This window comes from Flavobacterium sp. KBS0721, assembly GCF_002007065.3.
Lineage (GTDB): Bacteria > Bacteroidota > Bacteroidia > Flavobacteriales > Flavobacteriaceae > Flavobacterium > Flavobacterium piscis.
Map to the genome: position 1 here is coordinate 5,475,273 of NZ_CP042170.1, position 19,047 is coordinate 5,494,319.

Below are 19,047 nucleotides of genomic sequence, written 5' to 3' on the forward strand. Positions count from 1 at the left end.
CAATTTTTAAATAATACATTAAATAAATATGTCTGCACAATCTCATTTTTTCGTGGAGTCAGGAGGCCTTACGCAAAGTCAGGAACAAGCTTTTGGTCCCGTCTCGAGCACTCAGTTTAACCTCACCTCCAAATTCAATTTAGATACTGCTAAAAAAGCCTATTCTATCTGTAAAGGCGTTGTTTTAATACAGCCTCAAACGGACAATCCTAACAAAGTAAATCTAATTCTTAGACCTTATAAACAGCCTTTTCCGGGATTAAACATCAAGTACTTTATCTATAGAGGATTAAAAAAGAGTGACTTTTTTACAAACGATTCTGAGCCACTAGTTATTAAAAATGAAGGGGAATATTCAGATTTTATCGATAAGATAAATAAAGATTTTAAAGCCTTTCATGAAGGGCGTAAAGTCAAAAACGGTGAAACGGTGACAGAAATTCCTGTTCCTCCGTTTACTGCCGCTTATATTAGCTATGATATCTTAACTCCCGACAGTACTTTACTTTCAAATCTCTTTTTTAAAGAATCTGAATTTGAAGACAAAAACGGCACGCTTAAAGAAAAAGATCCTTTTGAACTGCCTATGATTGATATGGGAAAATCTTTAGGGAATTTTGCTGAAGGCGAATGCGGAATTGATGTTGTCTTAAATTACGGCGACTATAAAAACAACCCGACCAATGGCGAATTTATTTTTGATTTAGGATATGCACGTAAAGCCGATGCAAAGATTATTGCAGATGGTTCTACAGATTATAAGAAAAAACTGCAACGTGAGCAAAGTACACAATTTATTGATATCGCTGCCTTTTATGGCTTATTTGTCCCGGAATATGCTGTAGATGTAGTTTCTGCCGGAAGTAAAACAACTAAAAAAGGTACAGAAATTTACAACAGTATTATCAATAGCTTTTATACAAAAAACAATTGGTATATCTACATTCAAAGTGATCGCACGCGCAGTTATGATTTCTACGGAAATTATAAATTAGGCGAAGGGCCGGAAAACTTAAAAACAGGATTATTAGAAGATCCTGCTACTAAAGTCGTCCCAATGACTGCTGCTGTTTATGGCACTTTTGGATGGCCGGTTTTAGTGAATACTCAGAAACAGGCAACTTCTGTTACAACAAACAATTTGTATTTACAGTTCGCAACCGACAATAATAACAATACTGCTTTTTACGGACAAATCGCAAAAGTAGCCAATGCCCAAAAAGATAATTTCATTAATGCCGACGGTTTACGATTACCCCCGGATGAAACAGGAAACTATAGTAATCTAACTTCAATCATTCAGCTTACAACTCCTGCTGTTCAAGGTAAAAATATTGCTGCGATTAACATTTTGCTTTATCAGGGAAAAGTGAATCAATATACAGCCGGAACAACTCTAGATGAAAACGGAGATCTTGTTATTTTATATGGGCAAGCCAACTTTTTTGATAACGTATTCAGCTTAATAGACGCAAAACCTTTATTAAAACTTAGCTCCGATGAAAGTTATTCCAGAATGACTTCTCAAAAACTGAATCTTATCAATGAGTTTTACGATAAAAAACAGCAGGGAATCTCAATAGTACAAACTCTAACTGTTGATGATGTTATCGAAACCGAACTTGAAGAACCTACAGCCGTTAAACGTGTAACCTACCTTACAGAGCCTATCGATGTTATGAACAATGCTGTCTCTGCTACAGGAAGCACCACGCCAGATACCAAAACAACAGCTTCTGCAAGCGGTGCCGTAACAAAAAGTAAAACTTACGAATTACCGGAACCTTACTACTATAACCTCAAAATGTTTACAGACAGTACTCAAACGATTACCGGACTGGAATTAAAAACACTAGATGGATCTACTCCAACTAAAATTATCTTGGGATTAACTCAAACTGAAAATGATGCTATAAAAGCATTAATCAAAGATGACACAAAAAATCCACGTTTGTTTTTGATTGATTTATTTGAAGATGAAAACGAACTAATTTCTCCTGAAGATATCAAATACCAGAAATACAAGGTTGCAATTGTTGCCGAGAATGCCGAGGGTGAAAATGTATTATCTCAACCTGAGGAAGATGTCTTTGTGTATTCGCTTGATAGGAGATATCATTTTAGTAAGGGGTATAGTGAGTATGTAAAAGAGAATTTGAGAAAAGAATTAATGTTAGACCTAGATTTATCTTTATAATGGAGCAAGCAGCAATATTAAAATCAGGGGATGTTATTAAACTAACTGGTTTAATAAACCCAAAATACACTATATACGGCTTTTTGAATTCTTTCGAAGCAGTCATTGACGGAGTTACTAAAAAATTTAAAGAAACAGTAAAAGAAGACTTTAGGGATGTTGATCTTGTTGGACAAATAGATCAAGATGTCATAGGTGGCTTTTATGAAGAAAATTTTTTCCTGGAATATCTTATAGATAAAAAAAAGCTTTATCAACTAAAGAATCATAAATATGATTTTAAACCAGCATCCGCTGGTGATGAGGTAATTGTTAAAAAATTAAAAGTTTCTGCTCCATATACCGATTTCTGTAAAATTGAAACTTTCAAATGGTCCTATCAACCAAGTATACAGATTGTAGATTACGGAACTTGGCAGATTAAAATTCCAAATGGGATTGCACCAGATCCTCTAGAAGGAATAAATGTTCAATTGCTGAGTACTGCAATGCTATTTTATTCAGACAAAATCAGAAGATTTGTAACACCGATAGAGACAGACAGTAAACAAGAAAAGGCTCTCTTAATTGCTAAAATTGCAATTCTTATAAATTCTATAATAAAAGATTTATTCTCGCAATTTTTAACCGAACCTGAATTTCAAACATATCTAAGCCATCAATCTCTAGAGTGGACAGACAACCCAATATTTGTCAATCCTACTGTAGAAATACTAGAAGATTATTTAGCAAACTTGCGTTCATATTACGAAAGTTTTTATGCAAACCAAATTTTAGTTAAAAATGCCTCTACAAAAGATAAGCTTTATTGGTTAGCAACAGTATTATCTGCCGAAGCTTTAGCTACTGTTCCCGCTATTGATAAATTTGATTTGCTCTATAATTTAAGTAAGCAAAATGTCAAGTTAACGGAACGTAATAATGGTGAATCATTAGTGCTAAAAATTATTGAGTCATTTACTTTTAAATCCGTTTCTTCAGCAGATAGAAACGATTTATTAAATGATTTAGTTAATTTTCATAACTACATTACATTACAAGGAGGGAAAGGTCCACGATCCGTAGAATCTGAAACCACACTTTTTGAAATATTATATAAAGATATTGACGACGACAGGTACTCCAGATATACATTTGGATTATGGAATTCGTATAATAATAGAATGAAATTCATCATACTATTATACAAAATATGGTTTAGTTCAACATATAACCCTATATATTCTGATCCTTCTTACACTAAACAACGCAATGCTTGTGGCGTATATGAAGAATCTGAATATATGAAATTAAAAAATAATCCAGACCCAACTAACAGTATAAAAGTTCCTAAATACTATAATGATACTACTACTCCACCTTTTATTATTTATGAAAGTGTTACAGGTAATCGCAATGGGGCAAAAATTGAAACTGTAACCAATTATAGCTATAAAATGGTTGGCAAATCAATTGAAGTATATGAATCTAAAATTGAATCGCGAAAAGGATATGATGATCATTATTCAGATCCAATACTTTATGGTACTTACGAATTTCTACAACCCATAACAGTTATGGGGCTCAAACCTGATTTAGATTTAGTTGAAACGTTAGCAGACTTTAAAGATGGAGAAAGCTTAGGTGACCAAAAGATCCATACAATACCAGGTTTCTTATTGTTTTATATGGAAGATTACAGCAACTTAAAAAAAATCGATTTTGGAGTAATACTCGCTGCTGAAATTGCTTTAAATTTAACTGGCGTAGGTGCTCTAGCTGATTTACGATATTTAGGATATCTATCTAAAATGAGATCTTTGTGGACAGCAGAATCTGTTGTAGCATCAGATGTAGTTTTAAGCTGGAAAGCAATAAGCGGAGTCATAAATGCTTTTGAATTTTCAGCCATTAATGCAATATCATTAAACAATTATGTAATTCACACAACTAACAATTCATTAACAAAAGAAATTGCTGAGAAAGCGAATACCTATCTTATTTGGGCAACCATTGGTTCTATGCTAGCAAGACCATATATACAATCAAAAGTTATTGATTCTGCTTTTCACTTAAATGGTGTTGTAAAACAATTTAATGATGATGGTATTTCTATTTATAGGCCAGAAATGACATCTGCTCAAATTAATGAATTAGATCAGGCTCTTCTTATTGTTAAAAAAGTAGCTGGTGATAGAGAATTAGTTGTAAACAATATAATAAACACATTAACAGAACAAGGATCTGAATATGAAAACTTTTTACAGAAATTTAATCAAATAGAAAGCGAGGCAGAAAAATATGCTTTCTACTTAGATTATGGGACATTAAAAGATTCAAAAATAAGACAACTATTAAACGCAAATAACAGTAAAGCTTTTGATAATTGGAGGCTTTTTTATTCCAACAATGTAATTGTAGATAGAAAATATATTGAAATATTAACTGATCAGACTTACATAAATGACCTATTTCGATATTATAATGAAGACTCTTTACGAAAAATTATAGAACCATCAAGTTTTAATATCAGATTAAAATTTATACGCAAATTTGGAAAATTAGATCCTATTGCATTTAATAATTTGATACAAACTCCTAACGGTGTTATTTTATTACATGAATCCCCTTCTCTTAGAAGTATGCCTGATCTATTAACTTCTGACGATGTTATAGAATTTTTGAAAACAGGTCCAACAAAAAATGATATTGGGTTTCGAATTGAGACGCAAAGATTGAATTGGAGTACTTCAATGAGAATGTATCAAGAAAACATTTCATTTAAAGGAATGTCTATTCAAGAACTTTCAGATTTTCATAGTATTTTTAAAGATTATTTTAGAAGTGATAAAGAGAAACTTAATAGCTATCTTAAAAGTAATAGAGCGAGAATTAAAATTAACTGTTATAACAATTCCGAATTAATTGAGCCAACAATTGTAGAATTTTATATTTCAGGAACCCCCGAATCATTTGTAGAATTATTTAAAGATGTCCCTGATGAGATCAATGAAATGTTTATTCAAACTTCAAATGCAGAAGGCTACAATGCTTTTGCTAAAAATGCCTTTGATTTCCATGGAAGAGCTAGATCTAACGATACCGAAGTAAAATTTTTATATAATTTTTTTCAAAATCATTTCCATAAAGGTAATAAATTTGTGATTGAAATAGAATCAACATTATACACTTGTACATCTTGCCAAAAATATTTACAGGCAGCACAAAATTATGCAAAGACTGAGGGAAAAATATTAGAAATTAAATTTATTGCTCATCCAAAAGCTGATAATTCAGTAGAAGTATTCAAATTAGTAAAGTCATTAAAAAAGTAAATCATGGACATAAAATTTTTAGAACAATTAAAGAATTATCCATCTAAATATCCAAATGATATAGATTATCAAGGAACAATTGAACCCATTTCTTTACAAGAAATAGAAACTTTAGAACAATTATATAATAATGGTAATACTTTTCCAAAGGCATTACGCGAATTACTCTTTTTGGCAGGTAACTATTGTTATGTTTTGGATTATGGCTGGAATGAAACAGAGGAAGAAATACAGAATGAATTGCAAATCTCTGCCAGGAAATGGCTGCTTAAATATAACAAAAACATATCCAGACCTTTCTTTGTTATTGATGTTTATAATGGACCTGAACAATTTTTATATATTTATTTAGATGAAGGGAATAACCCATTTGTTTATCAGGCTTTTCTTCCTGAACAAAATAACATTAAACATTTTGCAAGTTTAAATAAAAGTCTGTCTGAATATATAAACAGTCTTGTTGATAGAGTAAAACAAGGTTATAATCCATTTTAAGTAAATTTAATTTTATCCACGCTCTACGAAGTGTTCGTAATTGCTGTGCGAAGTCTCCCCGCTGGCGCGAGCGTCCCGCTCGTGAACGCAAAGTATTTCTTACATTAGCTCAAAAATAATAAATGAGCAGAAAATAAATTTGGAGATAAAACTGGAGCTTACTTTATAAGTTTTGCTACAGTTTACTGGATAGATGTTTTTACAAGAGAAGAGTATTTTGGGAGCATTGTTGAGTCATTAGATTACTGCAGAAAGAACAAGGGAATGGAGATTTATGGTTATTGCATAATGCCAAGTCATGTTCATTTAATTTTCAGATCTGAAAATGGAGACCCTTCCAGCCTAATAAGAGATTTTAAAGGTTTTACTTCTCGAAAAATGCTCAAAGTAATTGAAGAAAATCCACAAGAAAGCAGAAAAGAATGGATGCTTTGGATGTTTGAAAGAGCTGGAAAGAAAAACAGCAATGTAAAATTCAGGCAGTTTTGGCAGCAAAACAACAAACCCATTGAAATCTGGTCTTTTAAAGTTTTTGAGCAAAAATTAAATTATATTCATAACAACCCGCGAGAGACTGGTTTTGTTACTAATCCTGTAGATTGGAAATACAGCTCTGCTAGAAATTATGGCGATAATGATCAGACCGTCTTAGAAATTGATATTAATTGAAATGCTTCACGTGCACGAGCGGGACGCTCGCGCCAGCAGGGGGGATGAATGAAGATAAGGTTCTTGTTGAAATAACGTATGCCAGACACAATTTAACTTTAAGTGACTGGATTCCACATCGTAGTCCTGGAAGACCTTCAAATACATGGCAAGGCTGGAGTAGTGAAGGAGTAGAACTTCATATTTGTATAGGTTTAGAACTAATGAATCCCCCAACAATAATGCCTAGTCGAGCATTACCTTACGGAACAGTAATTCCAAAAAATAATTAAACATTTAAACAATATATTATGATTTATGAATATCAGATACTCGTAACAAAATATTCAACAAATAGAGCAGTAATGATTGGAGTAAGTACTTCAGATTTAAATCAGGCATCAGCTCTATCAGATATGAATTTAAGCCATATAACAGAAACTTTAGGCGAATTAAATGCGGTTATTGCAGGACAGTTAGATTATTTGAATTGGGGTACAGATTTATTTTATGTATCTTCCGATACTACAATATCTCGGTACGGAGACTTTGACAAAGTAGAAAGATACGAAGTGTCTACCTTAGGGTTGAGAGATTTTTTAATAGAGCTAAAGAATTTTAAAGAACAATGTTATGCAGGGGATTATTATAAAACCATAATTGGTCAGGCATTTACCGCAATAAAAGCCAATCCACTACAATATAAAAGATGGCCAACATCAGATATATACTATTTAATTACCTTGAATAATATAACATTTACTTTGGTCTTGGAACCTAATGATTTCAATTTAACAGAAAGTCAATACGTTGCTCAATTAAAAAGTGAATTTTAACCCCACCGCTGGCGCGAGCGCAATGTCATTAAGTTAAAGAATGTCTTATTCTAAAATAGATTGACAAAAATAAAAACAACTCAAAGAAAAAAATCTTTGAGTTGTTTTTAAACCGAAAGAGAAAACCAAATCTCTTAAACCAGCCGCTCTACGAAGTGTTCATAATTGCTGTACGAATTATTTCTACTTATTATTCGCTCCTGAACAATCAATATATTTTAAGTACAACAACTCAAAGACAAAAGCCTTTGAGTTGTCTTAAAAGTGAGATAATCTAAAGAAAACTCTAAAAACACATTTCAAAAATCCAATCCGGAAACTTAATCTATAAGCTTCCCCACTCTCCTATTGACTTTTTTTTTAAGCCGTACCCATAATTAGGACCTACTTATTTGTTTTACATCTATACAAAACAATGCACACAAATTATTTTAACCCCATAAAAATTAATTAAAAAATGAGTACAAATCACAACAGAATTAAAGTCGCTGATTTAGAAACAAATCACCCAAATAAAATTTTGAAAACCAACCTCGATGGTAAATTGGAGTTTAGCGATGCAGAAAATGATTCTCAGCCAAATCTTACGGATGAAAATTTTGGAGCATTCCAAGACTCACTGCAAACTGTCAATACAATTGCTGACACAGACAAAATGCCGCTTCTAATTGGTTCTCTAGCCCGAATGATGACATGGGCAAACTTTAAATCTCTCTTTAAAACAGTAGGAGGAAATTCAATATTTGGAAGTGGTAATATTGCTACACCAGACATGGACACAACTACAACTCAAACTGTCTCTGGAGTAAAAACTTTTTTGAACTTAATGTTAGGTTTACGAAACACAGCAAACACTTTTACATCATTTATTACAAATACAGCCACCACATCAAGAACCTGGACTTTTCCTGATAAAAACGGAACTGTTGCAATGACTTCAGATATTACTGGTGTAATCAATGCAGGAACCACTAACCGAATTGCTAAATATGTGGGTTCTACAGTGGTTGGAAATAGCAGGATTCAAGATACGGGAACTTATATAGGTATAGGTACAATTAATACTCCAACAAAGGATATTACGTTAGGCTATCAGACCAATAAAATAATTGGAATTGAAGAATCTGACAGTCTTACTGAAGGAAGAGATTTTACAATACAAGCTGGTCGTACTATTAATTACTCTTCTGGATTATTTACAAGTAGTACTTTAATTTTTGCAATGAAGTCGATAGCATTAGACCCTAATGGAGACCTTTATGGCTACACTCATAGTGGAATCTTTTACAAAAAGAGCCCTGAAAGCTCTACTTGGGCTTTACAAGATTTTACCGTACCTACTTATCCAGGTGCAGTAAATAGTTTTGCGATTAACAATGCTGGAGATATGTTTATAATGTCAAGTGGTCAAATATACAAAAGAACTGGTAGAGCCGGAAATTTCATTCCTATGGGAATTAATGCAGATGGTTTAGCCGCTTCAAAAATTAATAATGATGTATACTACTTTGCAAACGGATTAGGAGTTTTTAAATTAGTTGACGGAGTTGGGCCAGGAATAAACCAATCAGTTGCAGCGGCAACTTATTCAGCAATTACAGTTCAATATAATAATGACGTATTTATCGCTGTTTTATTTTCATCATCAGGTTTTAAACAAACTGGAGGTAATGGAACTTTTGTAAATTTCCCTTTTCCAACAACTTCACATATTACATCATTGGCATCTTCTCCTAATGGAAATTTATATACAGTACAAGTCGATGGAACAGTCAGAATTTTTGATGGTTCATCTTGGTCAGCTATCTACAATGCAGTAAATTCATCATATGATAATCAATTAGCCGTTGATATTAACAATGATGTCTATATAAGCAGCAATTCAGTCACTTTGTATTATCAGCAAAATTACGCGCCAGGTATACCAAATCTCAATGGAGGTACACAAAAAATAAAATCTGGTACAGGAAAAGGAACGGGAAAAAGCCGTGTAGAATTTTACACAGGACAAAAAACAAGTCCAGGAACCGACATGCAAGTTGAAAAAATGCGAGTTTGCCTTGATGAAAATGGCAATTTTATTTACCTCACACCTCCAAGTTATGCAAATGATACAGACGCTGATGCAGATTCAAATCTTCCTTCAAAAGCTTTTTATAAAATAACAGGGAATCGTACCCTTTTTCAAAAACCTTAAAATGTAAAATCATAAATTTTACAACCTAATAATCGACTTTTTTAAAGTCACACTTACCCCACTCCCTATTTGTTTTACAGCAATGTAAAATAAAAATCTATTGTGACGCCACTAACACAATTTTTAAAACAATAATTTTTCTGGTTGCCATTTAACAATCAAAAAAGATTAAGTCTTTTTTGAAGTTACCTCAACCAGCATAAATTACGGTACCCCAAAAAATAACTGAATACACGCCCGTAAATTTTTTAAACCCGTAATAATTAATTAAAAATGAGTACAAATCACAACAGAATTAAAGTGTCAGATCTAGAAACAAGCCAACATGACAAAATTTTAAAAACGAATATGAAAGGTGAATTAGAGTTTAGCGATTTAAGCACTCTAAAAACCGAAAACTACAATGCACTTGATTGCACCAGCGAAGGTAAAGCCCTAGATGCCAGACAAGGAAAGGTATTGAAGGAATTAATTGACAATAAAACCGTAAATCTTGCTTCGGATCCGGAAACACAAATAACAACTGCTGTAACAGAAGACAATAAAGTCATTACCCGATTGAAATTATTTAATTGGTGGATATGGATTAAATCCCAAGTTCAAACCATTTCTGGAGCTTGGAGTTTTACAAATAAAGTTACATTAGCATCTGGTACTATAAATACCCCTCCTTTAATTATACCAAATGGTACTCTGACAAATACAGCACAAAACGGAGCTATCGAGAGAGATACAAATGGTCAACTATGGGAAACTCATAATAATCTTCGATCAAGATTATTCACAACATCTGATGGTTTTCCAATAATTTATAAATCAACAAGAATTATTGAAACAATTTATGGTAACGCTGTTTCGGGAACATCTCAGAACATCTCAACAAGTTTAGCTATAGGTACTTTTTCTGATATTTCAATGTATAGATTTAATACGTTTACACAGATCATCGCAACATTATATGAATTCACTAGCAGTAACAATATTAAACCTACATTAATTAAATCCGAAATTTTCTTAAAAGTTAATAACGGCATATTTGGTACAACTTTCTCAGGAACAAATCCGGTAAATCAAGTCAAAATAGCAGAATATAATGGCCTAAATAATAATGGTTATCAAAACTATCAAAATATATTAATTTTTGATCATCACAATCCTTCTTCCATAGATGCAAGATGGTCAAACATCACTTTTCCTGAACATACAATTGATGGAAATAGCGTCAGACAGGTATCTAAAACTTATTACTTACGAGATGCAGCGAACACAAAAACATTGGGAGCGTCAGAAGCTTCTTTTAGTATTGTTTTTCTAAATTCAGTAGAATATAATGACAAAACTAATAGTGCCGGATTAAATGCAAATACAGTTCTTAGAACAGAAAACCGTACAATTTTTATTGAAAACATGAAATAATAATTTTCGCTAATTAATAAATTGATTTACCAGTTGGCGAGATCTGAAAAAAGATAATTATAAAACAACAAGTCATAGATTTTTCTTTGACTTGTTGTGAATTAAATTTTCTCAAAAGAAAAAAATTAATAAAATTCGAATAATTACATTTTACCCATTAGGAAACTAAAAAATACTAATGTCCTGCTCTTTCATTTAGCTTTTTCAACAATGGATCTCCTACCTGTCCTTTTACTTTACAACTCTGTAAAGCTCCAGAACACCCATGTTAAACCACTAAGCACCTGTTTTTTAAACCCCTATTTTAAGCTGACTTTTACACTACCAAAAGGGATAAACAGTGTTAAAAATCCAAAAAAGAACCTTTTATAAAGTGTACTAAACCTGGACAAATCAATGCAGATTACCAAAACCATTAACCCAAAAATTATGCTTTTTGAGCGCTAAGATTGGTTTGATGCTGCCACAACTTAATCATTCAGAATATGAACAAAATCAAAGTCAAAAACACATTAGAATATGCCAACTAATCCTATTCCTGCGGTTCCAATTCCTGCAGCAAGATATTATCCCCGACTATCGGAGATAATCACTGTAGATGATTTACCTGAATTTTTATCGTTTGTCGAAAATGGTTTAAATGCCATTTTTGATAAAATTCACTACAAAAACTTACAATATTCTAAAGGATATCGCGGCGACTCCGCCTTTTATAGTCTTGACATCGTTACCAGCGAAAGACTGGCTCTTCCGCTTCCATTCGGTTTAGGACTTGTTCTAAACCCGGATCCTGACGGAGATTCTACGATTTCCTCATTTCCTATTACGTTAGAATATCAATGGGAAATTTTAGCTTTCCTAAAAACATTCAGCTCAAGCAGTTTTTCTTTCTCTATGAAAGATTTTTATTCTGTAGGCTTACAGGTTTTTCGCATCAGCGAAGAACAAGTTATAGCCCACATGCTGAACATTTTTGTTGAAGCCGAAGAAGGAAAAACAAAATATGAAACCCTTCTGGAAGATATTAACGGAATACTGAATTTGCCTGAAGCACAAAAACTAGAACTTCCTGAAGGCGCTGAACAATCTATTAGTAGTGTAATTACACTTATCAATACCAGTACGGCTATTACAGAAACAATTCCTTTATTGTTGTTCGCCACTTATATTTTAAATGAAGATTTAAGCGCAACGAAACAAAAATTACAGGAATTCTATAACATCATCGCTCCAAATGGTATCGAAGCTTATATTAAAAGAATCATCACTCCAAAAGCCAAAGCAACTTTAGCTTTGAGTGCCGCTATTGAGTTTCCCCAAAGTATATTAAGACCAATAAATGGAGATGGTACGGCATACCCCGACCCTGCTGCTAAATCAATGTTCTTATTTGGTAAGGCACAATTGTATGCCGATACTGAAGCCGGAATTGGTTATCAGCTGGAATTAGGAGGAAGCTTAAGTCCTTCTACATTTGCAATGATTGGAAATACCGGTTTAATTCTTCAATTAGATACTTTAAAAGTCGATTTAAGCAAAAAAACCAACATTCCTGAAGCGGATGCCGATGGGCGTTCTAATGATTTTGTTGGAGTTTATGCCCGTGCCGTTTCGGTTACACTACCTTCAAGATGGTTTCATGATCCTAAAACAAGCCCTGAAAATGAAAACAAAACACTAAGACTTGGTGCTTCAGATTTATTAGTAGGTTCAGGTGGCCTTTCAGGAAATATTTACCTTGAGACCGTTCGAAGTATGGGAAGTACATTTAATTACTTCAACGACAAATTCAATTTTAATTATCCAATCTCTATGTTTGATAGAGATGAAGATGTTGTTGTAACTAAAAAAGAAATTGCCGATTATGAATCTTTAATTGCCTTTTTACAAGAACTAAACAGCAAAGGAAAACCTTATGCTTTTGATTATCCCTTATCGCTGACAACACTTTCTAATTTAGCCTCTACCTCTATTAAGTCTTCGACAACTTATACTTTTAGTAACGCTAAAGAATACCAAAGTTTTTTATCTGAATTAAATTTAGATAATACACTTTGGAAAACCATTGGATCTCCAGAAAGAGGTTTCAAAATTGGTTTTAACAAATTTGATATTTCCTTTAAACAGAACAAAGTAATAGGTTCGAATATTAAAGGAAAACTATTATTTGAAAAGTTTAAAATAAAACGGCCAAATGAACCAGAAAGACCATTTAGTGCCATTCTTGAAGGACATTTATACGATGACGGAGATTTTAATCTTACTGCTTCATTTCCTAAAGAAACAGCTCCTCGTGCCAATTTACTGAATCTTGTCGATTTTGATTTTTACAGTTTTGAACTGGGAAAACAAGACAAAGATTATTATGTAGGAACTTCATGTTATGTTTCGTTTCCTAGTGTTGTCATGCAGCGATTAATGAAAGGACAGGGAATTAACATTGAAAAACTTCGTATTTACAGCGATGGAAGCATCGAGGTTGAAGGAGGTTCAATCCCAATTCCGATCAACTTTTCATTAGAGCTTGGTCCGGTTAAGATGTCGGTTACGAATGTAAATTTTGGTTCTACCCAAATTAACGGACGTAAATATAATTTCTTTGGTTTTGATGGTGCTATCAGTATCAATCCGCTTGGAGTTGACGCTCGTGGAGAAGGTGTTAAATATTATTACTGTACTGAAGACGGTCACGAAGATTCGTTTATCAGAATTCAAACTATCGAGGTTGATTTAATCATTCCAGGAACAGCCACAGAAGCATCTGCAATGGCTATCATCAATGGTATGATTTCGCTTCCTGAACCTGGAAAATCTCAAGAATTTAAAGGGCAGGTTTCCTTAAAACTGCCAAAAGCAAAAATTTCAGGTGGTGTTGGCATGCGATTTATGCCTAAATATCCGGCATTTTTAGTAGATGCTCATATTGAGCTTCCTACTCCTATTCCGTTAGGGTTTCTTGCTATTTCTGCTTTTAGAGGTTTATTAGGTTTTAGATATGTAGCAACTAAAGAAGCCGCAGGATTAAATAAAGATAATTCATGGTACGAGTTTTACAAACATCCAAAACCTGGAATTAATATTAATAAATTCAGCGGTCCACCTGATTCCATGCAGTACAAATCGCCATTCTCTATTGGTGCCGGAGCGACTTTTGGAACCATTGCTGATGGCGGACATGTATTGTCATTAAGGGCGATGTTGTTATTATCTCTTCCTACTCTATTTTATATTGAGGCAGGATTAAATGTTATTGCCGGACGATTAGGACTTATTGAAGATGATCCTAGCAATCCTCCATTCTTTGCCATGGTAGCATTTGGAGATGATTCGTTAGAATTGGCTGCCGGAGCAGAATTTAGTATTCCTAAAGACAAAGGTGAAATCTTCCAGTTGCATGCTTTGCTGGAAGCAGGTTTCTTCTTTAAAAACCAAAAACCGTGGTATGTAAATATTGGATCTAGAAAAGACCCAATTATGGCCAGAATTCTGACTTTATTTTCTGCAAAAGCTTTTATCATGCTTTCGGCTCAGGGAATTGAGGCTGGAGCCCGATTAGATTTTAAACTCGAAAAAAGCTTTGGTCCTGCTAAGGTAAAACTATGGGCTTATTTAGAATTAGGAGGGAAAATTTCTTTTAAACGTCCGCAAATGGGCGGTTATATTACTGCAGGCGGCGGAATTCAAATTAAAATTTGGATTATAAAAGTTGAAATTGCTCTGGACACCGTTTTCTCAGTTGAATCCTTTAGACCATTCTTAATTTACGCTAAACTGCAATTAAGTGTTCGTGTAAAAATTGGTTTTGTAAGAGTTCGTAAAAACTTTCTTATAGAACTTCAATGGGACATTGACCGAACCGTTGATCGTACGCCATACAGTCCGCTGCCAAAAGGAACACTAGGAGATGACGAAGACAACCGAACATTAGAAAATGTAAAAGGAGTTCACATGCTAACTAATCAGGCTTTTGCTCTTGATTATTTCAAATCGACAGATGAGAAAGATTACAATAAAGAACAGTTTGAGGGTGGTATGCCAAAAGCAGATCTTATTACAAACATAATTCCGCTAGACACGTATATCGATATTAAAATGGCAAAAGGCTTATTGCCAAATCCATCATTATCTAAAAAAATTGGCGGTTATACCGGCGATGCAAAAAACTATACAGATATGATGCCGCCAATTGAAAAAGTTGCCGGAAGACCAATTCGTCAGGTTAAACATAAATATGAAATTAAATCAATTAATTTAAAATCATGGAATGGATCTGTCTGGGAAGATTATCATCCGTTTGAAGCTGTTGTAGAAAAAAATGAACGCAGTAAAGTCACAAATTTACCTTGGGCGCAATGGCAGAAAGCAATTGATCAGTACGACAGTATTCGTGTATTAGCCACAAATCCGTTTTCATTTTTAAGCTCGGGAGAACCAGGATGGCATGCACCGGAGCAATTCGGAATTACACCTTCAAAATTGTTCTGTCCATCTGATAAAATTAAAAAAGAACATACTGATTTCCTTAGGCAAAAAATTGGGCAACGTTATTATGTTCCTACACAATATACCGCAGATAAAATTAGCGGATTGTTTTTTAAACTAATTGGAGAAATTCCGGAAGTTCTTGAAAACAGCCAAACCACAGAAGGTGATTTTATGAGTATCACCGGAGAGAGAAATCCTCATAAATTCATTAAATCACTAGCATTCAAAAACTATAATGAATTAGAAGTTATTTTCCCTCAATCTGCCATTGAGCCGGCATTTAAGCTTACAACGCAGGCCAAAGAAGTAAAAATAAAAGCGTATACCTCTGTTATTAAAGAGGGTGCTAAACTAGCTTCTTATGAAATTGTTAATATAAGAAAAACCGCTGGTGGAGAAATTTCTACAGAGTTAACATACACTAAAGCTGAGCTGTTAAATGAAATAACTTTATATCACAAAGAAATTGATGCTAGCTCAAAAACAAAAATCGATAAAATTGTAATTACACCAATTGCGGCTAAGGCAGAAGCTATTAAAGACGTGAGAAACCAAATTGCGGCATTGTTTGACGATACTTATACAAGTGCAAACGGAGATTTTGTAATGTCCGGGCCGCGCGACCTTGAAAAATATGATTTGTTACATGCAAAATTAAACCAATTAAAAACCAATGCCGGAAATGAAAATATCCAGGAAGAAACGCCAAATGCATTGACTTTTACGCATTATTACGGATATAAAGGAAAAGATTTATATGCTTTTGACAAAGTAATAAAATACAACGACACTTATATTATCTCTTTCCATCCGCAGAAAAATACTACCGTGCTTTTACAAATGAACTCAAATGGGGATATTTTAAGAGAACGTCTATTAAACGGTGTTGTTACTTCGATGCAGGTTGTAAATGATAATTTACTGGTAACTCAGGCTCTAGATGCTGATCAATGTAAAGGAATTGGAGAAGCCGTTATTGATCTTGATTTTATTGTGGGATGTGAGTCTCCTATCGATGCAATGGCTATTGTTGAGCTTGATGACGAACTAAATTTAAAAACAGGGACTCAATACTTAAATAGTTATTCTTTAGGATTTAACAAAGTACTGCCATTAGCCAATAATGAATTGCTTTGGGTTAATACATTAGAAAATGAAACTCAAATTAATTGGGTTAACGGAAGCAGCCGCGATCTTATTAAACGTGTAAAAATAAATGGAACGGCAATAAAAGTTCTTCAGCATAGCGATTCGGAATTTAGTCTAATTACAAAAGACAAGAAAATTATTCGCTTTGATCTTAATTTGAGTACAAAAGTAATTTCTGATGCCTCTATATCTGAAATCATTGATGCTGTTATTTTCAACGGAAAAACTTTGGTTACGGTTCAATTTTCAAACGGAAAATTTGGTCTGGCTCAAATTACAGGAAACTCATTAGATATTGTAAAACAAGATACCATTTTCGATTCGGCAATTTACCTATCTAACAAGACTTTAGCCGACAACTCGATTATTGCCTATAATAAAGATTACTTATTTGTTTTTGGTTCAACATTGGAGCTTATCAGATTAATTAAAAGAGGGACTACGATTGAAAATGCATCGATTATCCATATTCAAAATGAACCTTCTGCAAATGAAATCCTGATGCTTTCCTCTAAACCTAAAGAAAAAGGAGTTTACTTCTCGTTGTTTAATAATCAGTTTAATAATTGTTCTTTATATGCTGCAGAAAATGTTACACTTACTTCGTCTGTTGCAGCATTAACAACCGAAGTTACAAGTTTAACGACACTTTCGCTTACTGCCAAAGTGGATTATAACAAAAGACCTAAAAATTCTAAATTAATTACGGTTAATGAGACGATTTGTTCAAGTGGATATACAGAAGAAGATCCGGAGTTAGATTACACCACCAGCGTTCAGAGTATCGAATGGTTAAGCAAAGAAAGCTATTTCCATAACACAACAATTCCTTCAATCGAGGCGGTACAAGAAAACCGAGAAGCGATGGAAGCTGCAGTACGAAATACTGTTCAGCCAATCTGGAGACCTAATACAACCTATTGTTTAGATTTTACTTTGACTGATACTGTAGATGACAATAAACCACTTGATTTTAACTATTTCTATGGATTTAAAACATTAGGACCTGTTGGACACTTTCCTGTTCCAGATCCTGTTCCAGAACCGGTATTGCCAGGTGAACTGCCTCCGGCAAAGAACGAATTGACAGATTTGTCAAAATCACCATTGACGTCGCTAAGACAATATTTAGATTACAATCGTTCTTATCCAAATGCAGATGGTAGTTTACTGCAGTCTAAACCTGTTTTCTACGGACATGAACAATGTAAGATCTCGATGTTTTTTACAAGTCCTTATGTTTATCACATGTTTAAAGGCTGGTCTGCTTATGGCGCTAAAAGCGAGGAAATCCAGGGATCATTGAATCTTATTATAAAAGATCCTCTTAATGACACGCTTATTCCATATCCGCTTCCAGAAGAGACCGTAACTTATCCAAGAGCAACAGAAGGAGATAATGAAGGAGATGCAAAATGGGTAAGTGATAACGATCCTAGAATTCCACTGGGTATTAAATTGATAAATAACTTTATCGGTGCTCATCCTGAAACAAAATGCGGTATTCTTTTAGGAGATCCTTTAAAACCAAAATCTTATGGATATCAAGTTAACCTAACTGATTTACAACCTTCAAAACTATATACCGTTTTAGCTAATAATTATTACGATGTTAACCAAAACAAAGAAGTAGATGAAAAAGAAAATGTTTTAGTACATCAATACGGATTCCAGACTTCTCGTTACAAAAATTTTGAAGAGCAAATTCAGAGTTACAACATCGATGAAGCCACAGATCGTAAAGCAGTCTTTGATGTAAATGTAAATGTCAATCAGGAACAAATTGATGCCTTATATCATTTAGCCGCAGCAAAAACTGAAGCAAATACATTAAGTGATTCAATTGCAATAAAATATCAGCATTCATTTGATCGCGCCATTGAGGGAGTTTTAAAACTGTCTCCTCTTGATCCGGCTCAAAATACTGAGGTAAATAAAATTATTGATACCAATACAGGTAAGGTAATAGCGCTTTTAATTCGTAATCCGGAGCCATTTAATATTCCGAAAATACCGTTGAAAGAAATCCAGGAGACTATTTCTGTGGTAACGATCACGGTCGAAAACGAAAAGAAAAAATATACTAAAAAAGATGATTATAAGGTATTGCATTCCAAAGATTATTCGCAGGTATTGATAATGCATGATGATAAATTCATTTTAGAGCCTAATGTGGATATCATGTTTGATTACAGAATGTGGAATAACGAAGAAATTGCTGTAAATGCAACTAGAGCATTGACTTCATCAATTGACAGGCAAGACATAAAAGTACAACTACAAGCAGAATCAGAAAATATAAATCTTTAA

8 protein-coding genes and 1 pseudogene are annotated in these 19,047 nt (G+C 33.6%); all 9 read left to right on the forward strand.

Annotated elements, in window-relative coordinates:
- Nucleotides 1–28: 28 nt before the first annotated feature.
- The 9 genes and pseudogenes from B0M43_RS22830 (at nt 29) to B0M43_RS22870 (ending at nt 19,047) form a co-directional block, all read left to right on the forward strand.
- Nucleotides 29–2,197 carry a hypothetical protein gene (locus B0M43_RS22830; RefSeq protein WP_078005530.1) on the forward strand — a complete coding sequence of 723 codons (2,169 nt, stop codon included), beginning with the start codon at nt 29–31 and terminating at the stop codon, nt 2,195–2,197.
- Complete coding sequence (locus B0M43_RS22835) at nt 2,197–5,511, forward strand: hypothetical protein (RefSeq protein ID WP_078005531.1); 3,315 nt, start codon at nt 2,197–2,199, stop codon at nt 5,509–5,511. The genes B0M43_RS22830 and B0M43_RS22835 overlap by 1 nt, the downstream gene beginning before the upstream one ends.
- Nucleotides 5,512–5,514: 3 nt before the next feature.
- Nucleotides 5,515–6,006 carry a hypothetical protein gene (locus tag B0M43_RS22840; protein ID WP_078005532.1) on the forward strand — a complete coding sequence of 164 codons (492 nt, stop codon included), beginning with the start codon at nt 5,515–5,517 and terminating at the stop codon, nt 6,004–6,006.
- Nucleotides 6,007–6,128: 122 nt separating this feature from the next.
- Nucleotides 6,129–6,675: pseudogene (locus tag B0M43_RS22845) on the forward strand (transposase).
- Nucleotides 6,672–6,947 carry a hypothetical protein gene (locus tag B0M43_RS22850; RefSeq protein ID WP_078005534.1) on the forward strand — a complete coding sequence of 92 codons (276 nt, stop codon included), beginning with the start codon at nt 6,672–6,674 and terminating at the stop codon, nt 6,945–6,947. Before B0M43_RS22845 ends, B0M43_RS22850 begins: the two are co-directional and overlap by 4 nt.
- Before the next feature lie 18 nt (nt 6,948–6,965).
- Nucleotides 6,966–7,490 carry a hypothetical protein gene (locus B0M43_RS22855; RefSeq protein ID WP_078005535.1) on the forward strand — a complete coding sequence of 175 codons (525 nt, stop codon included), beginning with the start codon at nt 6,966–6,968 and terminating at the stop codon, nt 7,488–7,490.
- Between the two features lie 457 nt (nt 7,491–7,947).
- Nucleotides 7,948–9,687: a hypothetical protein gene (locus B0M43_RS22860; protein WP_078005536.1), complete on the forward strand. Its 1,740-nt coding sequence runs from the start codon at nt 7,948–7,950 to the stop codon at nt 9,685–9,687.
- A gap of 273 nt (nt 9,688–9,960) precedes the next feature.
- Nucleotides 9,961–11,103 (forward strand): hypothetical protein, encoded by a 1,143-nt coding sequence (locus B0M43_RS22865; RefSeq protein ID WP_078005537.1) that lies wholly within the window; start codon nt 9,961–9,963, stop codon nt 11,101–11,103.
- A 519-nt stretch (nt 11,104–11,622) separates the two neighbouring features.
- Nucleotides 11,623–19,047, forward strand: a complete 7,425-nt coding sequence (locus B0M43_RS22870; RefSeq protein WP_078005538.1) for a hypothetical protein — start codon at nt 11,623–11,625, stop codon at nt 19,045–19,047.